The organism is Pseudomonas sp. NFACC24-1, from assembly GCF_900115235.1.
Taxonomy (GTDB): Bacteria; Pseudomonadota; Gammaproteobacteria; order Pseudomonadales; family Pseudomonadaceae; genus Aquipseudomonas; species Aquipseudomonas fluorescens_AA.
In genome coordinates, this window is the sequence record NZ_FOVS01000026.1 from 1 (window position 1) to 20,184 (window position 20,184).

The 20,184-nt window shown below is 62.3% G+C and carries 18 protein-coding genes; 10 read left to right on the forward strand and 8 right to left on the reverse strand.

Annotated elements, in window-relative coordinates; genetic code table 11:
• Positions 1 to 195: 195 nt before the first annotated feature.
• Positions 196 to 912, reverse strand: coding sequence for an SIMPL domain-containing protein (locus tag BM317_RS21720; protein WP_092171475.1), 717 nt, complete (start codon positions 910 to 912; stop codon positions 196 to 198).
• A gap of 348 nt (positions 913 to 1,260) precedes the next feature.
• On the opposite strand from BM317_RS21720, the gene BM317_RS21725 reads away from it, so the two are divergent.
• The 4 genes from BM317_RS21725 to BM317_RS21740 all read left to right on the forward strand — a co-directional run bounded on the left by BM317_RS21725 (position 1,261) and on the right by BM317_RS21740 (position 5,895).
• Positions 1,261 to 2,520, forward strand: coding sequence for an ATP-binding protein (locus BM317_RS21725; RefSeq protein ID WP_092171480.1), 1,260 nt, complete (start codon positions 1,261 to 1,263; stop codon positions 2,518 to 2,520).
• Complete coding sequence (locus BM317_RS21730; RefSeq protein ID WP_003177957.1) at positions 2,517 to 3,077, forward strand: response regulator transcription factor; 561 nt, start codon at positions 2,517 to 2,519, stop codon at positions 3,075 to 3,077. The genes BM317_RS21725 and BM317_RS21730 overlap by 4 nt, the downstream gene beginning before the upstream one ends.
• A 96-nt stretch (positions 3,078 to 3,173) precedes the next feature.
• Positions 3,174 to 4,901, forward strand: a complete 1,728-nt coding sequence (locus tag BM317_RS21735) for an ABC transporter ATP-binding protein/permease (RefSeq protein ID WP_072410830.1) — start codon at positions 3,174 to 3,176, stop codon at positions 4,899 to 4,901.
• Positions 4,902 to 5,148: 247 nt separating this feature from the next.
• Positions 5,149 to 5,895 carry a FadR/GntR family transcriptional regulator gene (locus BM317_RS21740; protein ID WP_092171484.1) on the forward strand — a complete coding sequence of 249 codons (747 nt, stop codon included), beginning with the start codon at positions 5,149 to 5,151 and terminating at the stop codon, positions 5,893 to 5,895.
• A 204-nt stretch (positions 5,896 to 6,099) separates the two neighbouring features.
• On the opposite strand, the gene BM317_RS21745 is transcribed toward BM317_RS21740, so the two are convergent.
• A complete protein-coding gene (locus BM317_RS21745; protein ID WP_092171489.1) occupies positions 6,100 to 6,456 on the reverse strand; it encodes a hypothetical protein in 357 nt (118 codons plus the stop codon).
• Positions 6,457 to 6,822: 366 nt separating this feature from the next.
• Between BM317_RS21745 and kdgD the strand changes: the two genes are divergently transcribed.
• The 5 genes from kdgD (at position 6,823) to BM317_RS21770 (ending at position 13,544) form a co-directional block, all read left to right on the forward strand.
• Complete coding sequence (gene kdgD / locus BM317_RS21750; RefSeq protein ID WP_092476165.1) at positions 6,823 to 7,734, forward strand: 5-dehydro-4-deoxyglucarate dehydratase; 912 nt, start codon at positions 6,823 to 6,825, stop codon at positions 7,732 to 7,734.
• Positions 7,735 to 7,863: 129 nt separating this feature from the next.
• On the forward strand, positions 7,864 to 9,309 hold the full coding sequence (locus BM317_RS21755) for an aldehyde dehydrogenase family protein (RefSeq protein WP_092476168.1): 1,446 nt from the start codon (positions 7,864 to 7,866) through the stop codon (positions 9,307 to 9,309).
• Between the two features lie 181 nt (positions 9,310 to 9,490).
• Positions 9,491 to 10,855: an MFS transporter gene (locus BM317_RS21760; protein WP_060739175.1), complete on the forward strand. Its 1,365-nt coding sequence runs from the start codon at positions 9,491 to 9,493 to the stop codon at positions 10,853 to 10,855.
• A 13-nt stretch (positions 10,856 to 10,868) separates the two neighbouring features.
• Positions 10,869 to 12,422: a galactarate dehydratase gene (garD, locus tag BM317_RS21765; RefSeq protein ID WP_092476171.1), complete on the forward strand. Its 1,554-nt coding sequence runs from the start codon at positions 10,869 to 10,871 to the stop codon at positions 12,420 to 12,422.
• A gap of 180 nt (positions 12,423 to 12,602) precedes the next feature.
• Positions 12,603 to 13,544 carry an AEC family transporter gene (locus BM317_RS21770; RefSeq protein WP_092476174.1) on the forward strand — a complete coding sequence of 314 codons (942 nt, stop codon included), beginning with the start codon at positions 12,603 to 12,605 and terminating at the stop codon, positions 13,542 to 13,544.
• A gap of 136 nt (positions 13,545 to 13,680) precedes the next feature.
• Here BM317_RS21770 and BM317_RS21775 read toward each other — a convergent pair whose 3' ends face one another.
• The 6 genes from BM317_RS21775 to gatC all read right to left on the reverse strand — a co-directional run bounded on the left by BM317_RS21775 (position 13,681) and on the right by gatC (position 18,891).
• Complete coding sequence (locus BM317_RS21775) at positions 13,681 to 14,061, reverse strand: carboxymuconolactone decarboxylase family protein (protein ID WP_025211835.1); 381 nt, start codon at positions 14,059 to 14,061, stop codon at positions 13,681 to 13,683.
• Complete coding sequence (locus BM317_RS21780; protein ID WP_092171508.1) at positions 14,058 to 15,119, reverse strand: calcium/sodium antiporter; 1,062 nt, start codon at positions 15,117 to 15,119, stop codon at positions 14,058 to 14,060. Before BM317_RS21780 ends, BM317_RS21775 begins: the two co-directional genes overlap by 4 nt.
• 49 nt (positions 15,120 to 15,168) lie before the next feature.
• Positions 15,169 to 15,546 carry a septal ring lytic transglycosylase RlpA family protein gene (locus tag BM317_RS21785; RefSeq protein ID WP_092171513.1) on the reverse strand — a complete coding sequence of 126 codons (378 nt, stop codon included), beginning with the start codon at positions 15,544 to 15,546 and terminating at the stop codon, positions 15,169 to 15,171.
• A 133-nt stretch (positions 15,547 to 15,679) separates the two neighbouring features.
• Positions 15,680 to 17,125, reverse strand: coding sequence for an Asp-tRNA(Asn)/Glu-tRNA(Gln) amidotransferase subunit GatB (gene gatB, locus BM317_RS21790; RefSeq protein ID WP_060739170.1), 1,446 nt, complete (start codon positions 17,123 to 17,125; stop codon positions 15,680 to 15,682).
• Between the two features lie 10 nt (positions 17,126 to 17,135).
• Positions 17,136 to 18,587, reverse strand: coding sequence for an Asp-tRNA(Asn)/Glu-tRNA(Gln) amidotransferase subunit GatA (gatA, locus tag BM317_RS21795; RefSeq protein ID WP_092171518.1), 1,452 nt, complete (start codon positions 18,585 to 18,587; stop codon positions 17,136 to 17,138).
• A gap of 16 nt (positions 18,588 to 18,603) precedes the next feature.
• Positions 18,604 to 18,891: an Asp-tRNA(Asn)/Glu-tRNA(Gln) amidotransferase subunit GatC gene (gene gatC, locus BM317_RS21800; RefSeq protein ID WP_020297123.1), complete on the reverse strand. Its 288-nt coding sequence runs from the start codon at positions 18,889 to 18,891 to the stop codon at positions 18,604 to 18,606.
• 214 nt (positions 18,892 to 19,105) lie between these two features.
• Here gatC and mreB point away from each other — a divergent pair, with 214 nt between their 5' ends.
• Entirely contained in the window at positions 19,106 to 20,143 is a 1,038-nt protein-coding gene (gene mreB / locus BM317_RS21805; protein ID WP_002555108.1) for a rod shape-determining protein MreB, read from the forward strand.
• Positions 20,144 to 20,184 lie beyond the last annotated feature (41 nt).

The window sequence follows — 20,184 nt, forward strand, 5'->3', positions numbered from 1 at the left end:
GCATCCATGGACGCGCCTTTCATCATCATCTGCGGGCGCATGTACGGTTGTGGGTAGCCGTTGGTATTGAGGTTTGATCGTTCCTACGCTCTGCGTGGGAATGCAGCCCGGGACGCTCTGCGTCCCTTTCCAAAGCCGAACGCGGAGCGTCCGTGGAGGCATTCCCACGCCGGAGCGTGGGAACGATCAGGCGGGTTACTGCAACAACACCTCAACCACCCCATCCGCCGTCATCGTCACCTTGCTGGTGCCCGCTTCCACGTCAGGTGTCACCGACTCCGCATCCATGGACGCGCCTTTCATCATCATCTGCGGGCGCATGTACGGTTGTGGGTAGCCGTTGGTGTTGAAGTTCAGGTTGACGATCTTGTAGCCCTTGCCGCCCAGGGCTTCGGTGGCCAGTTGAGCGCGGGCCTTGAAGGCGTTGACGGCGTCTTTGAGCAGGGCGTCTTCGCTGCTCTGGCGGGTGGCGGTGGCGATGGCGAAGTCCATGCCGCCCATTTTCATGTCGCCCAGCAGCTCGCCGGTGAGTTTGGACAGGGCGGCGAAGTCGGCGCTTTCCAGGCGCAGTTCGGCGCGCTCGCGCCAGCCGGTGATTTTCTGGCCCTTGTTGTCGTAGATCGGGTAGCTGTTACGGCTGCCCTGGCGCAGGGTGATGTCCTTGACCTCTTTGGCCTGGCCGATGGCTTTGTTCACCGTAGTGCTGACAGCGGCGGCGAGTTTGGCCGGGTCGGTGTTCTGTTCTTCGGTGTAGAGGGTCACGATCATCAGGTCGCGGGCCACTTCCTGGCTGACTTCGGCGCGCAGGGAAATCTGGTTGTAGTGCAGCTCATCGGCGGCCAGGGCCGGCAGGCTGGCGGCGGTGCCGAGGCTGAAGGCGAGCAGGGCGACGTGGCGACTGAACGTGTGCATGAAAGCTCCTTGGGATGGGGGCGCAGGGGTGAGGTCCGGGCCTGCGTGAAGGATAAGACTCTAGCTTTTATGGGCGAGTTCGCACAGTTACAACTTCTATACAGATGCGAAGGTCAGTGGCGCTTTTGTGGCGAGGGGATTTATCCCCGTTGGACTGCGCAGCAGTCCCTAAGATGTTTGCCTGTAAAATTTGGGGGCCGCTTCGCGCCCCAGCGGGGATAAATCCCCTCGCCACAAGGGAATGCAGCGAGGCTGGAGGCTGTGGCGCTTTGCCGCATATCTGCCGCTGCAACCCGCGCCTTGGTTATACTCCGTGCGATCCGCCTGGAGCGCTCATCAGGAGAGCTCATGCTCGCCCCTTTGCAAATGACTTCCGCTTCCCGCCAGAACCTCTGGCGCCTGACATTCATCCGTATTCTGGTCCTGGCGGCCCAGGCCGGCTCCGTGGGGCTCGCCTATTGGTTCGACCTGCTGCCGCTGCCCTGGCTGCAGTTGGCGATCACCCTGGTCTGTTCCAGTGTGCTCTGCGCGCTGACGGCGATTCGCCTGCGTGCCTCGTGGCCGGTGACCGAGCTGGAATATGCGGTGCAGTTGGCCGGCGACTTGTTTATCCACAGCGCGCTGCTGTATTTCTCCGGCGGCTCCACCAACCCCTTCGTCTCTTATTACCTGGTGCCGCTGACCATCGCCGCCGTGACATTGCCGTGGCGGTATTCGCTGATCCTTTCCGGCATCGCCCTGGCGCTGTACACCTTGCTGCTGGCGCGTTTCTACCCGCTGGAAACCTTCCCCATCGCCCGGGAGAACCTGCAGATCTACGGCATGTGGCTGAGTTTCGCCCTGGCGGCGGCGGTCATCACTTTTTTTGCCGCGCGCATGGCCGAGGAGTTGCGCCGCCAGGAAGAGCTGCGGGCCATCCGCCGTGAAGAGGGCCTGCGGGACGAGCAATTGCTGGCCGTGGCGACCCAGGCCGCCGGCGCCGCCCACGAACTGGGCACACCGCTGGCGACCATGAGCGTGCTGCTCAAGGAAATGCGCCAGGACCATCATGACCCGGCACTGCAGGACGATCTCAGCGTGCTTCAGGATCAGGTCAAGCTCTGCAAGGAAACCCTGCAATACCTGGTGCGTGCCGCCGAGGCCAATCGCCGGCTGGACATCGACATGCAGGCGGTCACCTTCTGGCTCGACGATGCCCTGAACCGCTGGCACCTGATGCGCCCGGAAGCCAGTTATCGCTTCCAGTGCCTGGGCAAGGGCGTGGTGCCGCGCATGGCGCCGCCGCCGGACCTGACCCAGGCGCTGTTGAACCTGCTGAACAATGCCGCCGATGCCTGTCCCGACAACCTGGAAGTGGCGCTGGACTGGAACGCTTATGAACTGACCATCTGCATTCGCGACCACGGCGCCGGTGTGCCGCTGGCGATTGCCGAGCAGATCGGCAAGCCGTTCTATACCACCAAGGGCAAAGGTTTCGGCCTGGGCCTGTTCTTGAGCAAAGCCAGCGTGACACGCGCCGGCGGCTCGGTGAAACTCTACCCCCATGAGGAAGGCGGCACGCTCACCGAGCTGCGCCTGCCCCATGCCGACCGAGGAGACGAAACATGAGTGACGAGATCCAAGTCGACGGCGAAGAACTGCCGCACCTGTTGCTGGTGGATGACGACGCCACCTTCACCCGCGTCATGGCCCGGGCCATGTCCCGCCGCGGTTTTCGCGTGAGTACCGCAGGTTCCGCCGAGGAGGGCCTGACCATCGCCCAGGCCGACCTGCCCGACTATGCCGCCCTGGACCTGAAAATGGACGGCGATTCGGGCCTGGTGCTGTTGCCCAAGTTGCTGGAGTTGGACCCGGAGATGCGGGTGGTGATCCTCACCGGTTATTCGAGCATCGCCACCGCGGTCGAGGCCATCAAGCGCGGCGCCTGCAATTACCTGTGCAAACCGGCGGATGCCGATGACGTGCTGGCGGCGCTGTTGTCCGAGCACGCCGACCTCGACACCCTGGTGCCGGAAAACCCCATGTCGGTGGATCGCCTGCAATGGGAGCATATCCAGCGGGTGCTGACCGAGCACGAAGGCAATATCTCCGCCACCGCCCGTGCCCTGGGCATGCACCGGCGGACCTTGCAGCGCAAATTGCAAAAGCGTCCCGTGCGTCGCTGAACCTGCGCTGAACAGGTGTTGTCCACCCTCGCGACACATCGGGCCGTTGCTTTATGATCGGCCCGAGTCTGTTTTATTCTTTATCGAGCCTTAACCATGAATCAGAACGCTGAATATTCCGCGGTCAATGACGCGGTGCGCGGGCAGTTTTTCCGCCGTGTCTGGCAAATGACCACGCCGTACTGGCGCAGTGAGGAGAAGGGCAAGGCCTGGACGCTGTTGATCGCGGTCATCGCGCTGTCGTTGTTCAGCGTGGCGATCTCGGTGTGGATCAACAGTTGGTACAAGGATTTCTACAACGCCCTGCAAGAGAAGAACAGCGCGGCGTTCTGGCAGTTGATCCTGTATTTCTGCGGCATCGCAGCGGTGGCGATCCTCGGCGCCGTCTATCGCTTGTACCTCACGCAGATGCTCACCATTCGTTGGCGGGCCTGGCTCACCGAGCAGCATTTCGCTCGCTGGCTGGGCAACAAGAATTACTACCGGCTGGAGCAAGGGGGGTATACCGACAACCCGGACCAGCGGATTTCCGAAGACCTCAACAGTTTCACCACCAATACCCTGGGCCTGGGGCTGGGATTGCTGCGCACCGTGGTCAGCCTGGTGTCGTTCTCGATCATCTTGTGGGGCGTGTCCGGCAGCATCGAAGTGTTCGGCTACACCATCCCCGGCTACATGTTCTGGTGCGCCCTGGTGTATGCGGCGGTGGGCAGTTGGCTGACGCACCTGATCGGCCGACGCCTGATCGGGCTGAACAACAATCAGCAACGCTTCGAAGCCGACCTGCGTTTCTCCATGGTCCGGGTGCGTGAAAACGCCGAAAGCATTGCGCTGTACAACGGCGAACCGAACGAGAACCGCCGCCTGAGCGGGCGCTTCGGCCTGGTCTGGCATAACTTCTGGGACATCATGCGGGTGTCCAAGCGCCTGACGTTCTTCACCTCCGGCTACGGCCAGATCGCGATCATCTTCCCGTTCATCGTTGCCGCACCGCGCTACTTCGCCGGCAAGATCCAGCTGGGCGAGCTCATGCAGATCAACTCGGCCTTCGGCAATGTGCAGGAGAACTTCAGCTGGTTCATCAGCGCCTACGCCGACCTTGCCGCGTGGCGCGCCACCTGCGATCGTCTGTTGAGCTTCCGCCAGGCCATGAGCGACAACGAAGACCGCGTGCCGGCCATCGATGTGCAGAACCAGGGCAGTGCGTTGGCGGTTCATAACCTTGGCTTGGACCTGGCCGACGGTCGTCACCTGCTCGACAACGCCGATATGAGCGTGGCGCCGGGCGAGCGGGTCATGCTCAGCGGTCGTTCCGGCAGTGGCAAATCCACCCTGTTTCGCGCGATGGGGCATTTGTGGCCCGCGGGGCACGGGACGATCCGGCTTCCGGCGGCGCGTTACCTGTTCCTGCCGCAGAAACCCTATCTGCCCATTGGCAGCCTGCGGGAAGTGTTGAGTTATCCACAGGCTGGCGACGTCTACCCCAACGAACGTTATGCACAGGTGCTGGAAACCTGCCGCCTGCCGCACTTGATCCCGCGGCTGGATGAAAGCAACCACTGGCAGCGCATGCTCTCGCCTGGCGAGCAGCAACGCCTGGCCTTTGCCCGTGCATTGCTTTATGCACCGCAATGGTTGTACATGGACGAAGCCACGTCGGCGATGGACGAAGAAGACGAGGCGACGCTGTACCAGGCGCTGATCGACCAGTTGCCGGGCCTGAGCATCGTCAGCGTCGGCCATCGAAGCAGTTTGAAACGTTTCCATCCGCGACATGTGCGTATCGAAAATGGCCAACTGGTGGAGCGCACCGTGACCGCTTGATGACCATCGCCGAGCATTACTGTGGCGAGGGGATTTATCCCCGCTGGGCGCGAAGCGCCCCATCAAATCACAGGTCCCTACCCATGCGGCCTGTTGACCTATCAAGGGGCTGCTACGCAGCCCAACGGGGATAAATCCCCTCGCCACAACGGCAGTCCTCAGCGAGGGCTGCCCGGTTGGGCGGTGATCGTACAACCACGTTGCGCTATGATGTTGTCATTCAGCCGCTTGCCGAGACACAGACACAATGGAAAACCCGATCGACGTACCCCGCCTTCCCCGCAAGCGCCGCAGCCTGGCGCAGGAGCTGGTGACGGTGCTGACCGAGCAGATTCGCGACGGCCTGCTCAAGCGTGGCGATAAATTGCCCACCGAGTCGGCGATCATGGAAGCCCATGGCGTCAGCCGCACCGTGGTGCGCGAGGCGATTTCCCGGTTGCAGGCCGCCGGGCAGGTGGAAACCCGCCATGGCATCGGCACCTTCGTGCTGGACACGCCCAGCCCGAGCGGTTTTCGCATCGACCCGGCCACGGTGGTCACCTTGCGGGACGTACTGGCGATCCTGGAGTTGCGCATCAGCCTGGAAGTGGAATCCGCCGGGCTAGCGGCGCAGCGCCGCAGCGAAGAGCAACTGGCGACGATGCGCGCCGCCCTCGACGCCTTGAAGGAAAGCGCCGCCCACGCCAGCGACGCGGTGGCCTCGGACTTCGCCTTCCACCTGGAAATCGCCCTGTCCACCGGCAACCGCTACTTCACCGACATCATGACCCACCTGGGCACCAGCATCATCCCGCGTACCCGGCTGAACTCGGCGCGCCTGGCCCACGACGACCACCAGCACTACATGGATCGCCTGAGCCGCGAGCACGAGGAAATCTACGAAGCCATCGCCCGCCAGGACTCCGACGCGGCCCGTGCGGCCATGCGCTTGCACCTGACCAACAGCCGCGAAAGGCTGCGCCAGGCCCATGAAGAGGCCCAGGCCCAAGGCTGAAATGTGCTCGGACACGTTGGACACATGCTGTGGCGAGGGGATTTATCCCCGCTGGACTGCGAAGCAGTCCCAAGACTGATACCTCGGTGTATCAGGTTGATCTGATCGTCACTTCTGGGGTCGCTGCGCAACCCAACGGGGATAAATCCCCTCGCCACAGGGAAATGGTGTGCGCCTGTCTGACCAAATAACAGGCACGCCGTCCTACGCGCTGATCCGCAACATTTGCGGCTCGGATGTATCGGGATCCCAGCTCTCGTAGCTAACCTCATAACGAAGCTCAACCAATTGGCCGACGTAAGCTGCCAAGTCGGTATTGGTTAGCGTCATTGTCACATCCTTGCGTGGCGTACCTTCCTCGCCGTCGGTCAGAGGTGTAAACGCGCCTACCGGAGTGGGAGGCGTCGAGCCGACGCCCAGAGTCAGTCGGGCGTTCGAGTACGGGTCGAAAGCTGCATCCGGAATTTTCACGGTTAACGTCTTTGTCTTTGCCAAGCTGATCGTGACTTCCCCGGTGGCTGGAAAATCCTTGAGCATCGGTTTCGCATACGTCTTCGCCATGATGTCACTCCTTGTGAGGCGGCCTTGATCGTTGCGTACGGGCGACTCACTTTAAAGATTTCAGAAAAGGACCATAGCCGGGCGTCGCACGGCCACACTGCCGTTATGCCTCCTTCCCGTAATCTCGCCTACTGACAGAGTTGACAGTCGCGATGAGCGGTCCGGGGGACTCGCTCCCAAGTTTCATTGGCTCTCAATTCGCCGATGGCCCGATTTACAAGGCTTCGCGACCAACCTCCATGCCCTCACACCTGACAAAGGACGAAATACAGTTGACGTCTACATTTTAAGTTGTACGATGACCTACAACTTCTGGCCGAAGCTTAACCATCTCATACACATTTTGCGTCCCAGGGTGTTCGAATAATGAATCCACAAGAACTGAAGTCCATCCTCTCGTCTGGCCTGCTGTCGTTCCCGGTCACCGATTTCACTGCCCAAGGCGATTTCAATCGCGACAGCTACATCAAACGCCTCGAGTGGCTGGCCCCGTATGGCGCCTCTGCACTGTTCGCAGCGGGCGGCACCGGTGAATTCTTCTCCCTGGCCGCTAGCGAGTATTCGCAGGTTATCAAGACCGCCGTCGATACCTGCGCCACCAGCGTGCCAATCCTTGCCGGCGTTGGCGGTGCCACCCGCCAGGCCATCGAATACGCTCAAGAAGCCGAGCGCCTGGGCGCCAAGGGCTTGTTGCTGCTGCCGCACTACCTGACCGAAGCCAGCCAGGACGGCGTTGCCGCCCACGTTGAAGCCGTGTGCAAATCGGTAAAAATCGGCGTGGTGGTGTACAACCGTAACGTCTGCCGCCTGAACGCCACTCAGCTGGAACAACTGGCCGAGCGCTGCCCGAACCTGATCGGCTACAAGGATGGCCTGGGCGATATCGAACTGATGGTGTCGATCCGTCGTCGCCTCGGCGATCGTTTCAGCTACCTGGGCGGCCTGCCGACCGCTGAAGTCTACGCCGCGGCCTACAAGGCCCTGGGCGTGCCGGTCTACTCCTCGGCGGTGTTCAACTTCATCCCGAAAACCGCGATGGACTTCTACCACGCCATTGCCCGCGACGATCATCAGACCGTCGGCAAAATCATCGACGAGTTCTTCCTGCCTTACCTGGACATCCGCAATCGCAAGGCCGGTTACGCCGTGAGCATCGTCAAGGCCGGCGCGAAAATCGTTGGCTACGACGCAGGTCCTGTGCGCACGCCGCTGACCGATCTGCTGCCAGAAGAATACGAAGCCCTGGCCGCGCTGATCGACAAGCAAGGCAAGCAATAACAGACCCGACAAGGCCGCTGAGTAATCAGCGGCTTTTTGCGTAAGGCTCGATCGTTCCCATGCTCTGCGTGGGAATGCAGCCAGGGACGCTCGGCGTTCCTAGACAGCTTTTGTAGAAGGAGTAGCTCCGTGGCAGATGCAAAGCGTTTCGATAACTACATCAACGGTCAGTGGGTGGCCGGTGCCGACTATTGCACCAACATCAACCCGTCTGACTTGTCCGATGTCATCGGTGAATACGCCAAGGCTGACGCAGCGCAAGTCAACGCCGCCATCGAAGCCGCCCGCGCCGCGTTCCCGGCCTGGTCGACCTCGGGCATCCAGGCCCGTCACGATGCGCTGGACAAAGTCGGCAGCGAGATCCTCGCCCGCCGCGAAGAGCTCGGCCAATTGCTGGCCCGGGAAGAGGGCAAGACCCTGCCTGAAGCCATCGGCGAAGTGACCCGCGCCGGCAACATCTTCAAATTCTTCGCCGGTGAATGTCTGCGCCTGTCGGGCGACTACGTGCCGTCGGTGCGCCCAGGCGTCAACGTCGAAGTCACCCGCGAAGCCCTCGGTGTGGTCGGCCTGATCACCCCGTGGAACTTCCCGATCGCCATCCCCGCGTGGAAGATCGCCCCGGCCCTGGCCTACGGCAACTGTGTGGTGATCAAGCCCGCCGAGCTGGTGCCAGGCTGTGCCTGGGCCCTGGCCGAAATCATTTCCCGTGCCGGTTTCCCGGCCGGTGCGTTCAACCTGGTGATGGGCAGCGGCCGCGTCGTCGGTGAAGTCCTGGTCAATAGTCCGAAAGTCGACGGCATCAGCTTCACCGGTTCCGTGGGTGTGGGCCGGCAGATCGCGGTCAACTGCGTATCACGCCAGGCCAAGGTGCAGTTGGAGATGGGCGGCAAGAACCCGCAGATCATCCTCGACGATGCCGACCTCAAGCAGGCCGTCGAACTGGCGGTGCAGAGCGCGTTCTACTCCACCGGTCAACGTTGCACGGCCTCCAGTCGCCTGATCGTCACCGCCGGCATCCACGACAAGTTCGTTGCGGCCATGGCCGAGCGCATGCAGTCGATCAAGGTCGGTCATGCGTTGAAGGCCGGCACCGACATCGGCCCGGTGGTTTCCGAAGCCCAGCTCAACCAGGACTTGAAGTACATCGACATCGGCCAGAGCGAAGGCGCGCGGCTGGTCAGCGGTGGTGGTTTGGTGACGTGCGATACCGAAGGTTATTTCCTGGCGCCGACCCTGTTCGCCGACAGCGAAGCCTCGATGCGCATCAGCCGCGAAGAGATCTTCGGCCCGGTGGCCAACGTCGTGCGCGTGGCCGACTACGAGGCTGCGCTGGCCATGGCCAACGACACCGAGTTCGGTCTGTCGGCTGGTATCGCCACCACCTCGCTGAAGTATGCCAACCACTTCAAGCGCCATTCCCAGGCGGGCATGGTGATGGTCAACCTGCCCACCGCCGGCGTGGATTACCACGTGCCGTTCGGCGGGCGCAAAGGCTCGTCCTATGGTTCGCGTGAGCAAGGTCGCTACGCGCAAGAGTTCTACACCGTGGTTAAAACTTCTTACATCGGCTCCTGAAACACCGCAGAACCCTGTAGGAGCTGCCGAAGGCTGCGATCTTTTGACCTTGATTTGTGAGGTGTTCGCTCATGACTCAATTGTCTGGGGAAAGATCGCAGCCTCGTTGCACTCGGCAGCTCCTACACGGGCATAACACGACATTTACCCGCATAAAAATAAATAGTGGGAGTACATCTACATGCAAGCGACCAAGCCGACACACGTCCGCTATTTGATCCTGCTCATGCTGTTTCTGGTGACGACGATCAACTATGCCGACCGTGCCACCATCGCCATCGCTGGCTCCAGCCTGCAAAAAGACCTCGGTATCGATGCCGTCACCCTCGGTTATATCTTCTCCGCTTTCGGCTGGGCCTATGTGGCCGGGCAGATTCCCGGCGGCTGGTTGCTCGACCGTTTCGGCTCGAAAAAAATCTATGCCTTGAGCATTTTCACCTGGTCGCTGTTCACCGTGCTGCAAGGCTATGTGGGTGAATTCGGCATGTCCACGGCTGTGGTTGCGCTGTTCATGCTGCGCTTCCTGGTTGGGCTGGCCGAAGCGCCGTCCTTCCCGGGCAACGCACGGATCGTCGCCGCCTGGTTCCCCACCGCAGAACGCGGCACCGCCTCGGCGATCTTCAACTCGGCGCAGTATTTCGCCACCGTGTTGTTCGCACCGCTGATGGGCTGGATCGTCTACCGTTTCGGCTGGCAGCACGTGTTCATCGTGATGGGCGTGATCGGCATCGTGTTCTCGCTGATCTGGCTGAAAGTGATCTACAGCCCGCGTCAGCACCCGATGATCAACGAGGCCGAGTTCAATCACATCGCCGCCAACGGCGCGATGGTCGACATGGACCAGGACAAGGGCAAGGAAAAGAAAGCCGACGGTCCGAAGTGGGATTACATCCGTCAACTGCTGACCAACCGCATGATGCTGGGCGTATACCTGGGCCAGTACTGCATCAACGGCATCACGTACTTCTTCCTGACCTGGTTCCCGGTGTACCTGGTGCAGGAACGCGGCATGACCATCCTCAAGGCCGGATTCATCGCGTCCTTGCCGGCCATCTGCGGTTTCATCGGCGGCGTGCTGGGCGGGGTGATTTCCGACTACCTGCTGCGCAAGGGCCACTCGCTGACCTTCGCCCGCAAAGCGCCGATCATCGCCGGCCTGCTGGTGTCCAGCAGCATCGTGGCGTGCAACTACGTGGACATCGAATGGATGGTGGTGGGCTTCATGGCCCTGGCCTTCTTCGGTAAAGGCGTCGGCGCGCTGGGCTGGGCCGTGGTTTCCGACACGTCGCCAAAACAGATCGCCGGCCTGAGTGGTGGCCTGTTCAACACCTTCGGCAACCTGGCATCGATCACTACGCCAATCGTCATCGGCTACATCATCAGCTCCACTGGCTCGTTCAAATGGGCACTGGTGTTCGTCGGTTGCAACGCGCTGATGGCGGTGTTCAGCTACCTGGTCATCGTCGGGCCGATCAAGCGTGTCGTGCTCAAGGAACCAACGGCCAAGGATGCCGGCATCTCCAGCCTGTCCGAAGCTAAATCCTGAAGGAGCGGCAGCAATGCAATTGATTGAACATGCCGACTCGCCCCGTTACATCCGCTTGCATGAGCGGGACAACGTGGTGATCGTCGTCAACGACCAGGGCGTACCGGCCGGGACCGAGTTCCCGGACGGCCTGGTCACCGTGGACTTTGTGCCCCAGAGCCACAAGGTCACGCTGCAGGATATTCCCGAGGGTGGCGAGGTGATTCGCTACGGCCAGGTCATTGGCTACGCGTTGCAACCGATCCCCCGTGGCAGCTGGGTCAAGGAAGACCAGTTGCGCATGCCCACCGCGCCGCCGCTGGACAGCCTGCCGCTGTCCACCGATGTGCCGGCGGCCGATGCGCCGCTGGAGGGCTACACTTTCGAGGGTTATCGCAACGCCGACGGCACCGTCGGCACGCGCAACATCCTGGGCATCACCACCACGGTGCAGTGCGTGACCGGGGTGCTGGACCATGCGGTCAAGCGCATCAAGGATGAGCTGCTGCCCAAGTACCCGAACGTCGATGACGTGGTGGCGCTGACCCACAGCTATGGCTGTGGCGTGGCGATCACCGCCACCGACGCCTACATCCCGATTCGTACCGTGCGCAACCTGGCACGCAACCCGAACCTGGGGGGTGAAGCGCTGGTGATCAGCCTGGGCTGCGAGAAATTGCAGGCCGGGCAGGTGATGCATGAGGGCGACAGTTCGGTGGACCTCAGCGAGCCGTGGTTGTATCGCTTGCAGGATTCGAGTCACGGTTTCACCGAAATGATCGAGCAGATCATGGAATTGGCCGAGACCCGCCTGAAGAAACTCGACCTGCGCCGTCGCGAAACCGTGCCGGCCTCGGAGCTGATCCTGGGCATGCAGTGCGGCGGCAGCGATGCGTTTTCCGGCATCACCGCCAACCCGGCCCTGGGTTATGCCTCGGACCTGTTGCTCCGGGCGGGGGCGACGGTGATGTTTTCTGAAGTCACCGAAGTGCGCGATGCGATCTACCTGCTGACCTCCCGGGCGCAAACCCAGGAAGTCGCCCAGGAGCTGGTGCGGGAGATGGACTGGTACGACCGCTACCTGGCCAAGGGCGAGGCCGATCGCAGTGCCAACACCACGCCTGGCAACAAGAAGGGCGGGCTGTCGAACATCGTCGAAAAATCCCTGGGCTCGATCGTCAAGTCTGGCAGCAGCGCGATCAACGGTGTGCTCGGTCCGGGCGAGCGCTTCAAGCAAAAGGGCCTGATCTTCTGCGCCACGCCGGCCAGTGATTTTGTCTGCGGCACCTTGCAACTGGCGGCGGGGATGAACCTGCATGTGTTCACCACCGGCCGGGGCACGCCGTACGGCTTGGCCATGGCCCCAGTGGTGAAGGTCTCGACCCGTACCGAACTGGCCCAGCGCTGGCCGGACCTGATCGACATCGACGCCGGTCGGATCGCCACCGGACGGGCGACCATCGAAGAGTTGGGTTGGGAGCTGTTCCACTACTACCTGGACGTGGCCAGCGGCAAGAAGCAAACCTGGGCCGAGCGGCACAAGCTGTACAACGACATCACCTTGTTCAACCCGGCGCCGATTACCTGACCTAGCGTTGTCGTTGATCGTTCCCACGCTCCGCGTGGGAATGCCTCTGCGGACGCTCCGCGTTCGGATCTTGGGACGCGGAGCGTCCTTGGCTGCATTCCCACGCAGAGCGTGGGAACGATCAGTGGGAAAGTGGCTTATCATTAGCCACCTAACGACACCCCTCTCAAGGTCCCCGGCATGCTGGCAATTTTCCTCGAAACCCTGAACGTCACCGCGCCGGTGTTTGCCATGCTGTTTCTGGGGGTGTTGCTCAAGCGCATCGACTGGATCAACGACAACTTCATCCACATCGCCTCGTCCCTGGTGTTCAACGTCACCATGCCGGCGCTGTTGTTCCTTGGCATCCTGCATGCCGACTTGCATGCGGCCTTGCAACCTGACCTGCTGATCTATTTCTCCGTCGCCACCCTGGTGAGCTTTGCGATGGCCTGGGGCTGGGCGATCTGGCGTTGCCCGCGGGAAGATCGCGGCATCTACACCCAAGGTGCGTTCCGCGGCAACAACGGGGTCATCGGCCTGGCGCTGGCGGCGAGCATGTATGGCGACTACGGGATTTCCCTGGGGGCGATTCTCGCGGCGCTGGTCATCCTGTTCTACAACACCTTGTCGACCATCGTCCTGGCGGTCTACAGCCCGGTGATCAAGTCCGACCCGTGGAGCATCTGCAAAAGCGTGATCAGCAATCCGCTGATCATCAGCGTGATCGTCGCCGCGCCGTTCGCCTACTGGCAGATCGGCGTGCCCAACTGGTTCGAGACCTCGGCCAAGTACCTGTCGCAAATGACCTTGCCCCTGGCGCTGATCTGCATCGGCGGCACGCTATCGCTGGCGGCCCTGCGCAAGAGCGGCAAGATGGCCCTGAGTTCGAGCCTGGTGAAAATGGTCGGCCTGCCGCTGGTGGCTACCCTCGGTGCCTGGCTCTGGGGCTTTCGCGGGGCGGAACTGGGGATCCTGTTCCTGTACTTCGGAAGCCCCACCGCCGCCGCGAGCTTCGTCATGGCACGGGCGGCCGATGGCAACCATGAACTGGCGGCGGCGATCATCGTGATCACCACCTTGATGGCGGCGATTACCACCAACCTGGGGATCTTTGTGTTGCAGTGGGGTGGGTGGATCTAGGTTCTGAGAGGACGGTGTGCTTGAGGGCCAATCGCGAGCAAGCTCGCTCCCACAGGAGGTTCGTGGCGTACACAAATTTTGTGTTCAGCGCCGGTCAACTGTGGGAGCGAGCTTGCTCGCGATAGCGATCTAACGATCACTCCGGCTTCTGGTAGCTATCGATCACTTCCTGCGCCGCCCGAAACGCATCGATCGCCGCCGGTACGCCCGCGTACACCGCGCAATGCAGCAACGCCTCGCGAATCTCTTCCACCGTGCAACCGTTGTTCAGCGCGCCGCGCACGTGGCCTTTGAGTTCCTGCGGGCACTTGAGGGCGGTGAGGGCGGCGAGGGTGATCAGGCTGCGGGTCTTCAGCGGCAGCCCCTCGCGTTGCCAGACACTGCCCCAGGCATGTTCGTTGACGAAGTCCTGCAACGGCTGGGTGAACTCGGTGGCGTTGCCCAGGGCGCGGTCGACGAACGCGTCGCCCATGACCTGGCGACGCATGTCCAGGCCGGTCTTTGGAGTGTCGGTCATGGCAAATCCCTCTTGTGATGTTGGCGGCGCCAGGCGCGCAGGGAGGTGAACAGCAAAAACGCGAGCAGGGCCGGCAGCACATAGAACAGCATCAGCCGTTCCAGTTGGCCGGCCAGGGGCATGCCGGTGGTGAACGACACCACGTGCAGCCCGTAGGCCAGGTACAAGCCCAGGAACAACAGGCCTTCGGCACGGGTGACGCGATAACCGGAATAGAACACCGGCAGGCACAGCACCGCCACGCCGAGCATCACCGGCAGGTCGAAATCCAGGGCGTTCGGCGAGACCGACAGTGGCGTGGGCGCGGCGAGGGCGGTGACCCCCAGCACGCCCAGCAGGTTGAACAGGTTGCTGCCGATCACGTTGCCCACCGCAATGTCCCGCTGGCCCCGCAAAGCGGCGATCAGCGAAGTGGCGAGCTCCGGCAGCGAGGTGCTGACGGCGACGATGGTCAGGCCGATGATGCGTTCCGAGAGCCCGAGGTCCGTCGCCACTTCCACCGCCGCTCCCAGCAACAGGTGCCCGGCGAAAACCAGCATCGCCAGGCCCGACGCAATCATCAACACACTCTTGAGCCAGGACAGGTGGGCCACGTCGCCCCCCACCGGGTGCGGTCGCCCCGAATGCCGTGACTGGCGCAGCAACAGCCCGAGGTACACCGCCAGGGCCAGCAGAAGCCAGACGCCGTCCAACCGGGTCAGTTCTTCGTTCCAGGCCAGCACGAACACCAGCAGGCTGGCACCGATCATCAGTGGGATGTCCAGGCGCACCAGTTGGCGCGAGACGCGTAACGGAATGATCAGCGCCGACAACCCGAGGGTGACGAGGATGTTGAAGATGCCGCTGCCGATCACGCTGCCCACGGCGATGTCGGCGTTCTGTGCCAGGGTCGCCTGCAGGCTGACGGCCATTTGCGGCGCGCTGCTGCCGAAGGCGACGACGGTCAGGCCGATGATCAGTGGTCGTACCTGCAAGCGGGCCGCCAGGCCCACGGCGGCGCGCACCAGCAGTTCGGCGCCGCCGATCAGCAACAGCAGAGCGCCGAGCAATTCCATCAGGCTGAGCAGCGGTAGGGCGGTGAGTAGGGAAATGGCCGGGCTCCGTATATCAATCGTCGAGGGCTTGCACGCGCACCCGTGCGGTGCCGCTGCGCAGCATGCCCAGTTGCTCGGCGGCTTCGCGGGACACGTCGATCAAACGGCCTCGGGAGTATGGGCCACGGTCGTTGATGCGCACCACCACGCTGTTATTGTTGCCCAGGTTGGTGATTTTCACCCGAGTGCCGAACGGCAACTGGCGATGGGCGGCGGTCAGGCCGTTCTGGTTGAAACGCTCGCCGCTGGCGGTGCGCTTGCCATGGTGCCTGGCACCGTAATAAGAGGCGACGCCGGTCTGGTCGTAGCCGTGTGGATCGACCGTCCCGCTCTGGCTGGCGCAACCGGCCAGCAAGGACAGCAGGGCGCAGGCGCCGAGGAGACGCTTCATTCAATGACCCCATGATCGTACCCACGCTCTGCGTGGGAATGCAGCCCGTGACGCTCTGCGTCACAAAAAGCGGACGCGGAGCGTCCAGTGAGGCGTTCCCACGCAGAGCGTGGGAACGATCACCGTCTAGCAATCAGCCCTCGAGCTTGCTTTTCAGCAGTTCGTTGACCTGTTGCGGGTTGGCCTTGCCCTTGGAGGCTTTCATGGCCTGGCCGACGAAGAAGCCGAACATCTTGCCGCGCTTGGCTTCGTCTGCCGCGCGGTATTGTTCGACCTGCTCGGCGTTGGCCGCGAGCATCTCATCGAGCACGGCGCTGATCGCCCCGGTATCGGTGACCTGCTTCAAGCCGCGCTTCTCGATGATCTCGTCGGCGCTGCCTTCACCATTGGCCATGGCTTCGAACACCATCTTGGCGATCTTGCCGGAAATGGTGTTGTCCTTGATCCGCAGCAGCATTCCGCCCAGTTGCTCGGCCGAGACCGGCGACTCATCGATTTCCAGGCCCTGCTTGTTCAACAGGCTGCCCAACTCGACCATCACCCAGTTGGCCGCCAGCTTGGCGTCGCCGCCGATGCTCACGACTTTTTCGAAGTAATCGGCCTGTTCGCGGCTGGTGGCCAGGACGTTGGCGTCATAGCTCGACAGGCCGAACTGCGCCTGGAAGCGCTCGCGTTTCTGCGGCGGCAGTTCCGGCAGGGTGGCGCGCACGTCATTGAGGAACGAGTCCTCGATGACCACCGGCAGCAGGTCCGGGTCGGGGAAGTAACGGTAGTCGTTGGCTTCTTCCTTGCTGCGCATCGGACGGGTCTCGTCCTTGTTCGGGTCATACAGGCGGGTTTGCTGGATGACCTTGCCGCCGTCCTCGATCAGTTCGATCTGGCGCTGGATCTCGCTGTTGATCGCCTTCTCGATGAAGCGGAACGAGTTGACGTTCTTGATCTCGCAGCGGGTGCCGAACTCGACCTGGCCCTTGGGCCGGATCGACACGTTGCAGTCGCAGCGCAGCGAGCCTTCGGCCATGTTGCCGTCGCAGATGCCCAGGTAGCGCACCAGTGCGTGGATCGCCTTGACGTAGGCCACGGCTTCCTTGGCGCTGCGCATGTCCGGCTCGGAGACGATCTCCAGCAGCGGCGTGCCGGCACGGTTCAGGTCGATGCCGGTGGCGCCGTTGAACTCTTCGTGCAGGCTTTTGCCGGCGTCTTCTTCCAGGTGCGCCCGGGTGATGCCGACACGCTTGACCGTGCCGTCTTCCAGGGCGATGTCCAGGTGGCCCTTGCCGACGATCGGCAGTTCCATCTGGCTGATCTGGTAGCCCTTGGGCAGGTCCGGGTAGAAGTAGTTCTTGCGGGCGAACACGTTGTGCTGGCCGATCTCGGCGTCAATCGCCAGGCCGAACATCACCGCCATGCGCACGGCTTCGGCGTTGAGCACCGGCAGCACGCCGGGCATGCCCAGGTCGACCAGGCTGGCCTGGGTGTTGGGCTCGGAGCCGAATGTGGTGGAGCTACCGGAAAAGATTTTCGACCGGGTGGTGAGCTGGGTATGAATCTCCAGCCCGATCACGACTTCCCATTGCATGTGTTTCTCCTCAGAAGCCGGTTGGGGTGCGGGTGTGCCAGTCAGTGTTCTGCTGGTACTGGTGCGCCACATTGAGCAGGCGGCCTTCCTGGAAGTACGGCGCGAGCAACTGTACACCTACCGGCAGGCCATCGACGAAACCGGCCGGCATGGACAGGCCCGGCAAGCCGGCGAGGTTGGCGGTGATGGTGTAGACGTCTTCCAGGTATTCGGCGACCGGGTCGCTGTTCTTGGCGCCGAGCTTCCAGGCCGGGTTCGGCGTGGTCGGGCCGAGAATGATGTCGACCTCGTTGAAGGCGGCCATGAAGTCGTTCTTCACCAGGCGGCGGATTTTCTGCGCCTTGAGGTAGTAGGCGTCGTAGTAACCGGCGGACAGCGCATAGGCGCCGACCATGATCCGGCGCTGCACTTCGGCACCGAAGCCTTCGCCACGGGAGCGCTTGTACAGGTCGATCAGGTTTTCCGGGTTCTCGCAGCGATAGCCGAAGCGCACACCGTCGAAGCGCGACAGGTTCGAGGACGCTTCCGCCGGGGCGATCACGTAGTACGCCGGAATCGCGTGCTGCATGTTCGGCAGGCTGATTTCCTTGATGACCGCGCCGAGCTTCTCCAGCTCTTTGACGCTGTTGTGGACCAACTCGGCGATGCGCGGGTCGAGGCCGGCGCTGAAGTATTCCTTCGGCACGCCGATGCGCAGGCCTTGCAGCGAGCCGTTGAGGCTGGCGCTATAGTCCGGCACGGGCTCATCGATGCTGGTGGAATCGTTCGGGTCGAAGCCGGCCATGCCTTGCAGCAGGATCGCGCAGTCTTCGGCGGTGCGCGCCAGCGGGCCGCCCTGGTCGAGGCTGGAGGCGTAGGCGATCATGCCCCAGCGCGAGACACGACCGTAGGTCGGCTTGAGGCCGGTGAGGTTGGTGAACGCCGCTGGCTGGCGAATCGAGCCGCCGGTGTCGGTGGCGGTAGCGGCCGGCAACAGGCGCGCGGCCACGGCGGCGGCGGAACCGCCGGACGAGCCGCCCGGTACGTGTTCCAGGTTCCACGGGTTCTTCACGGCGCCGTAGTGGCTCGACTCGTTGGCCGAGCCCATGGCGAATTCGTCCATGTTGGTCTTGCCCAGGGTCACGGTGCCAGCGGCGGCCAGCTTGGCGACCACGGTGGCATCGTACGGGGCCTTGAAGTTGTCGAGCATCTTCGAGCCGCAGCTGGTGCGGATGCCCTGGGTGCAGAACAAGTCCTTGTGGGCAATCGGCGCACCGAGCAGGGCGCCGGTTTCACCGTTGGCGCGACGGGCGTCGGCGGCCTTGGCCTGGCTCAGGGCCAGCTCCTGGGTGAGGCTGATGAAGCTGTTGAGCTGCGGGTCGAGTTGGGCGATGCGCGCCAGCAGGACCTGGGTCAGCTCTTCGGAAGAAAACTTTTTGTCGGCGAGTCCGCGGGCGATCTCGGCCAGGGTCATGTGATGCATGAGAGGCTCTTTCCCTTTAGTCGATGACTTTCGGAACCAGGTACAGGCCGTTTTCGACCGCTGGTGCGATGGACTGGTAGGCCTCGCGGTGATTGGACTCGGTCACGACGTCGGCGCGCAGGCGCTGGCTGGCTTCCAGTGGGTGGGCCAGCGGTTCGATACCGTCGGTGTCGACCGCCTGCATCTCGTCGACCAGCCCCAGAATGCTGTTCAGGGCAGAAGTAATGTGTGGAAGATCGGCTTCATTGAGGCCCAGACAGGCCAGATGAGCGATTTTTTCCACGTCGGAGCGTTCAAGCGCCATGGGATTCTCCAGTGGAAAACAAAACGGACGCAGTCTGTCCGTGTGTTAGATTGTCGGAACACTACCGCATTTCTACGGTCTTACGGCCGCGATTGTGGGGTTTGGTGCACAGAAAAGCAGCCAATTTAACATATTGGCGCCTTGCCCAAAATCCCTGTCGTTGTTAGAGTTTGCCGCACTTTTTTACCCACGCGTTGCCTAGGGTCCCTTTCCCATGTTCAAGAAACTGCGTGGCATGTTTTCCAGCGATCTTTCAATCGACCTGGGCACTGCCAACACCCTTATTTACGTGCGCGAGCGCGGTATCGTCCTGAATGAACCCTCGGTCGTGGCCATCCGCACCCACGGTAACCAGAAGAGTGTCGTGGCTGTCGGTACGGAAGCCAAGCGCATGCTGGGCCGTACACCGGGCAACATCGCGGCCATTCGCCCAATGAAGGACGGCGTGATCGCCGACTTCAGCGTCTGCGAAAAGATGCTGCAGTACTTCATCAACAAGGTTCACGAAAACAGCTTTTTGCAGCCCAGCCCTCGTGTGCTGATCTGCGTTCCATGCAAGTCCACCCAGGTAGAGCGTCGCGCTATCCGTGAATCGGCCCTCGGTGCCGGTGCCCGTGAAGTGTTCCTGATCGAAGAACCCATGGCCGCTGCCATCGGTGCCGGGCTGCCGGTGGAAGAAGCCCGCGGCTCGATGGTCGTCGACATCGGTGGTGGTACCACTGAAATCGCGCTGATCTCCCTCAACGGTGTGGTCTACGCCGAATCCGTACGTGTGGGCGGCGACCGTTTCGACGAAGCGATCATCACTTATGTACGTCGCAACTACGGCAGCCTGATCGGCGAATCCACCGCCGAGCGTATCAAGCAGGAAATCGGCACGGCCTACCCAGGCGGTGAAGTGCGTGAAGTCGACGTGCGCGGTCGCAACCTGGCCGAAGGCGTTCCACGGGCCTTTACCCTCAATTCCAACGAAGTGCTCGAAGCGCTGCAAGAGTCGCTGGCGACCATCGTCCAGGCCGTCAAGAGCGCCCTGGAGCAGTCGCCGCCGGAACTGGCCTCGGATATCGCCGAGCGCGGCCTGGTGTTGACCGGTGGTGGTGCGCTGTTGCGTGACCTCGACAAGCTGTTGGCCCAGGAAACCGGCCTGCCGGTGATCGTTGCCGAAGACCCGTTGACCTGCGTTGCCCGCGGCGGTGGCCGTGCATTGGAAATGATGGACAAACACACCATGGACCTGCTCTCCAGCGAATAAGTCTGGCGCAGTGGCCTATGTTGTTCGCTCTCGGGCAGCAC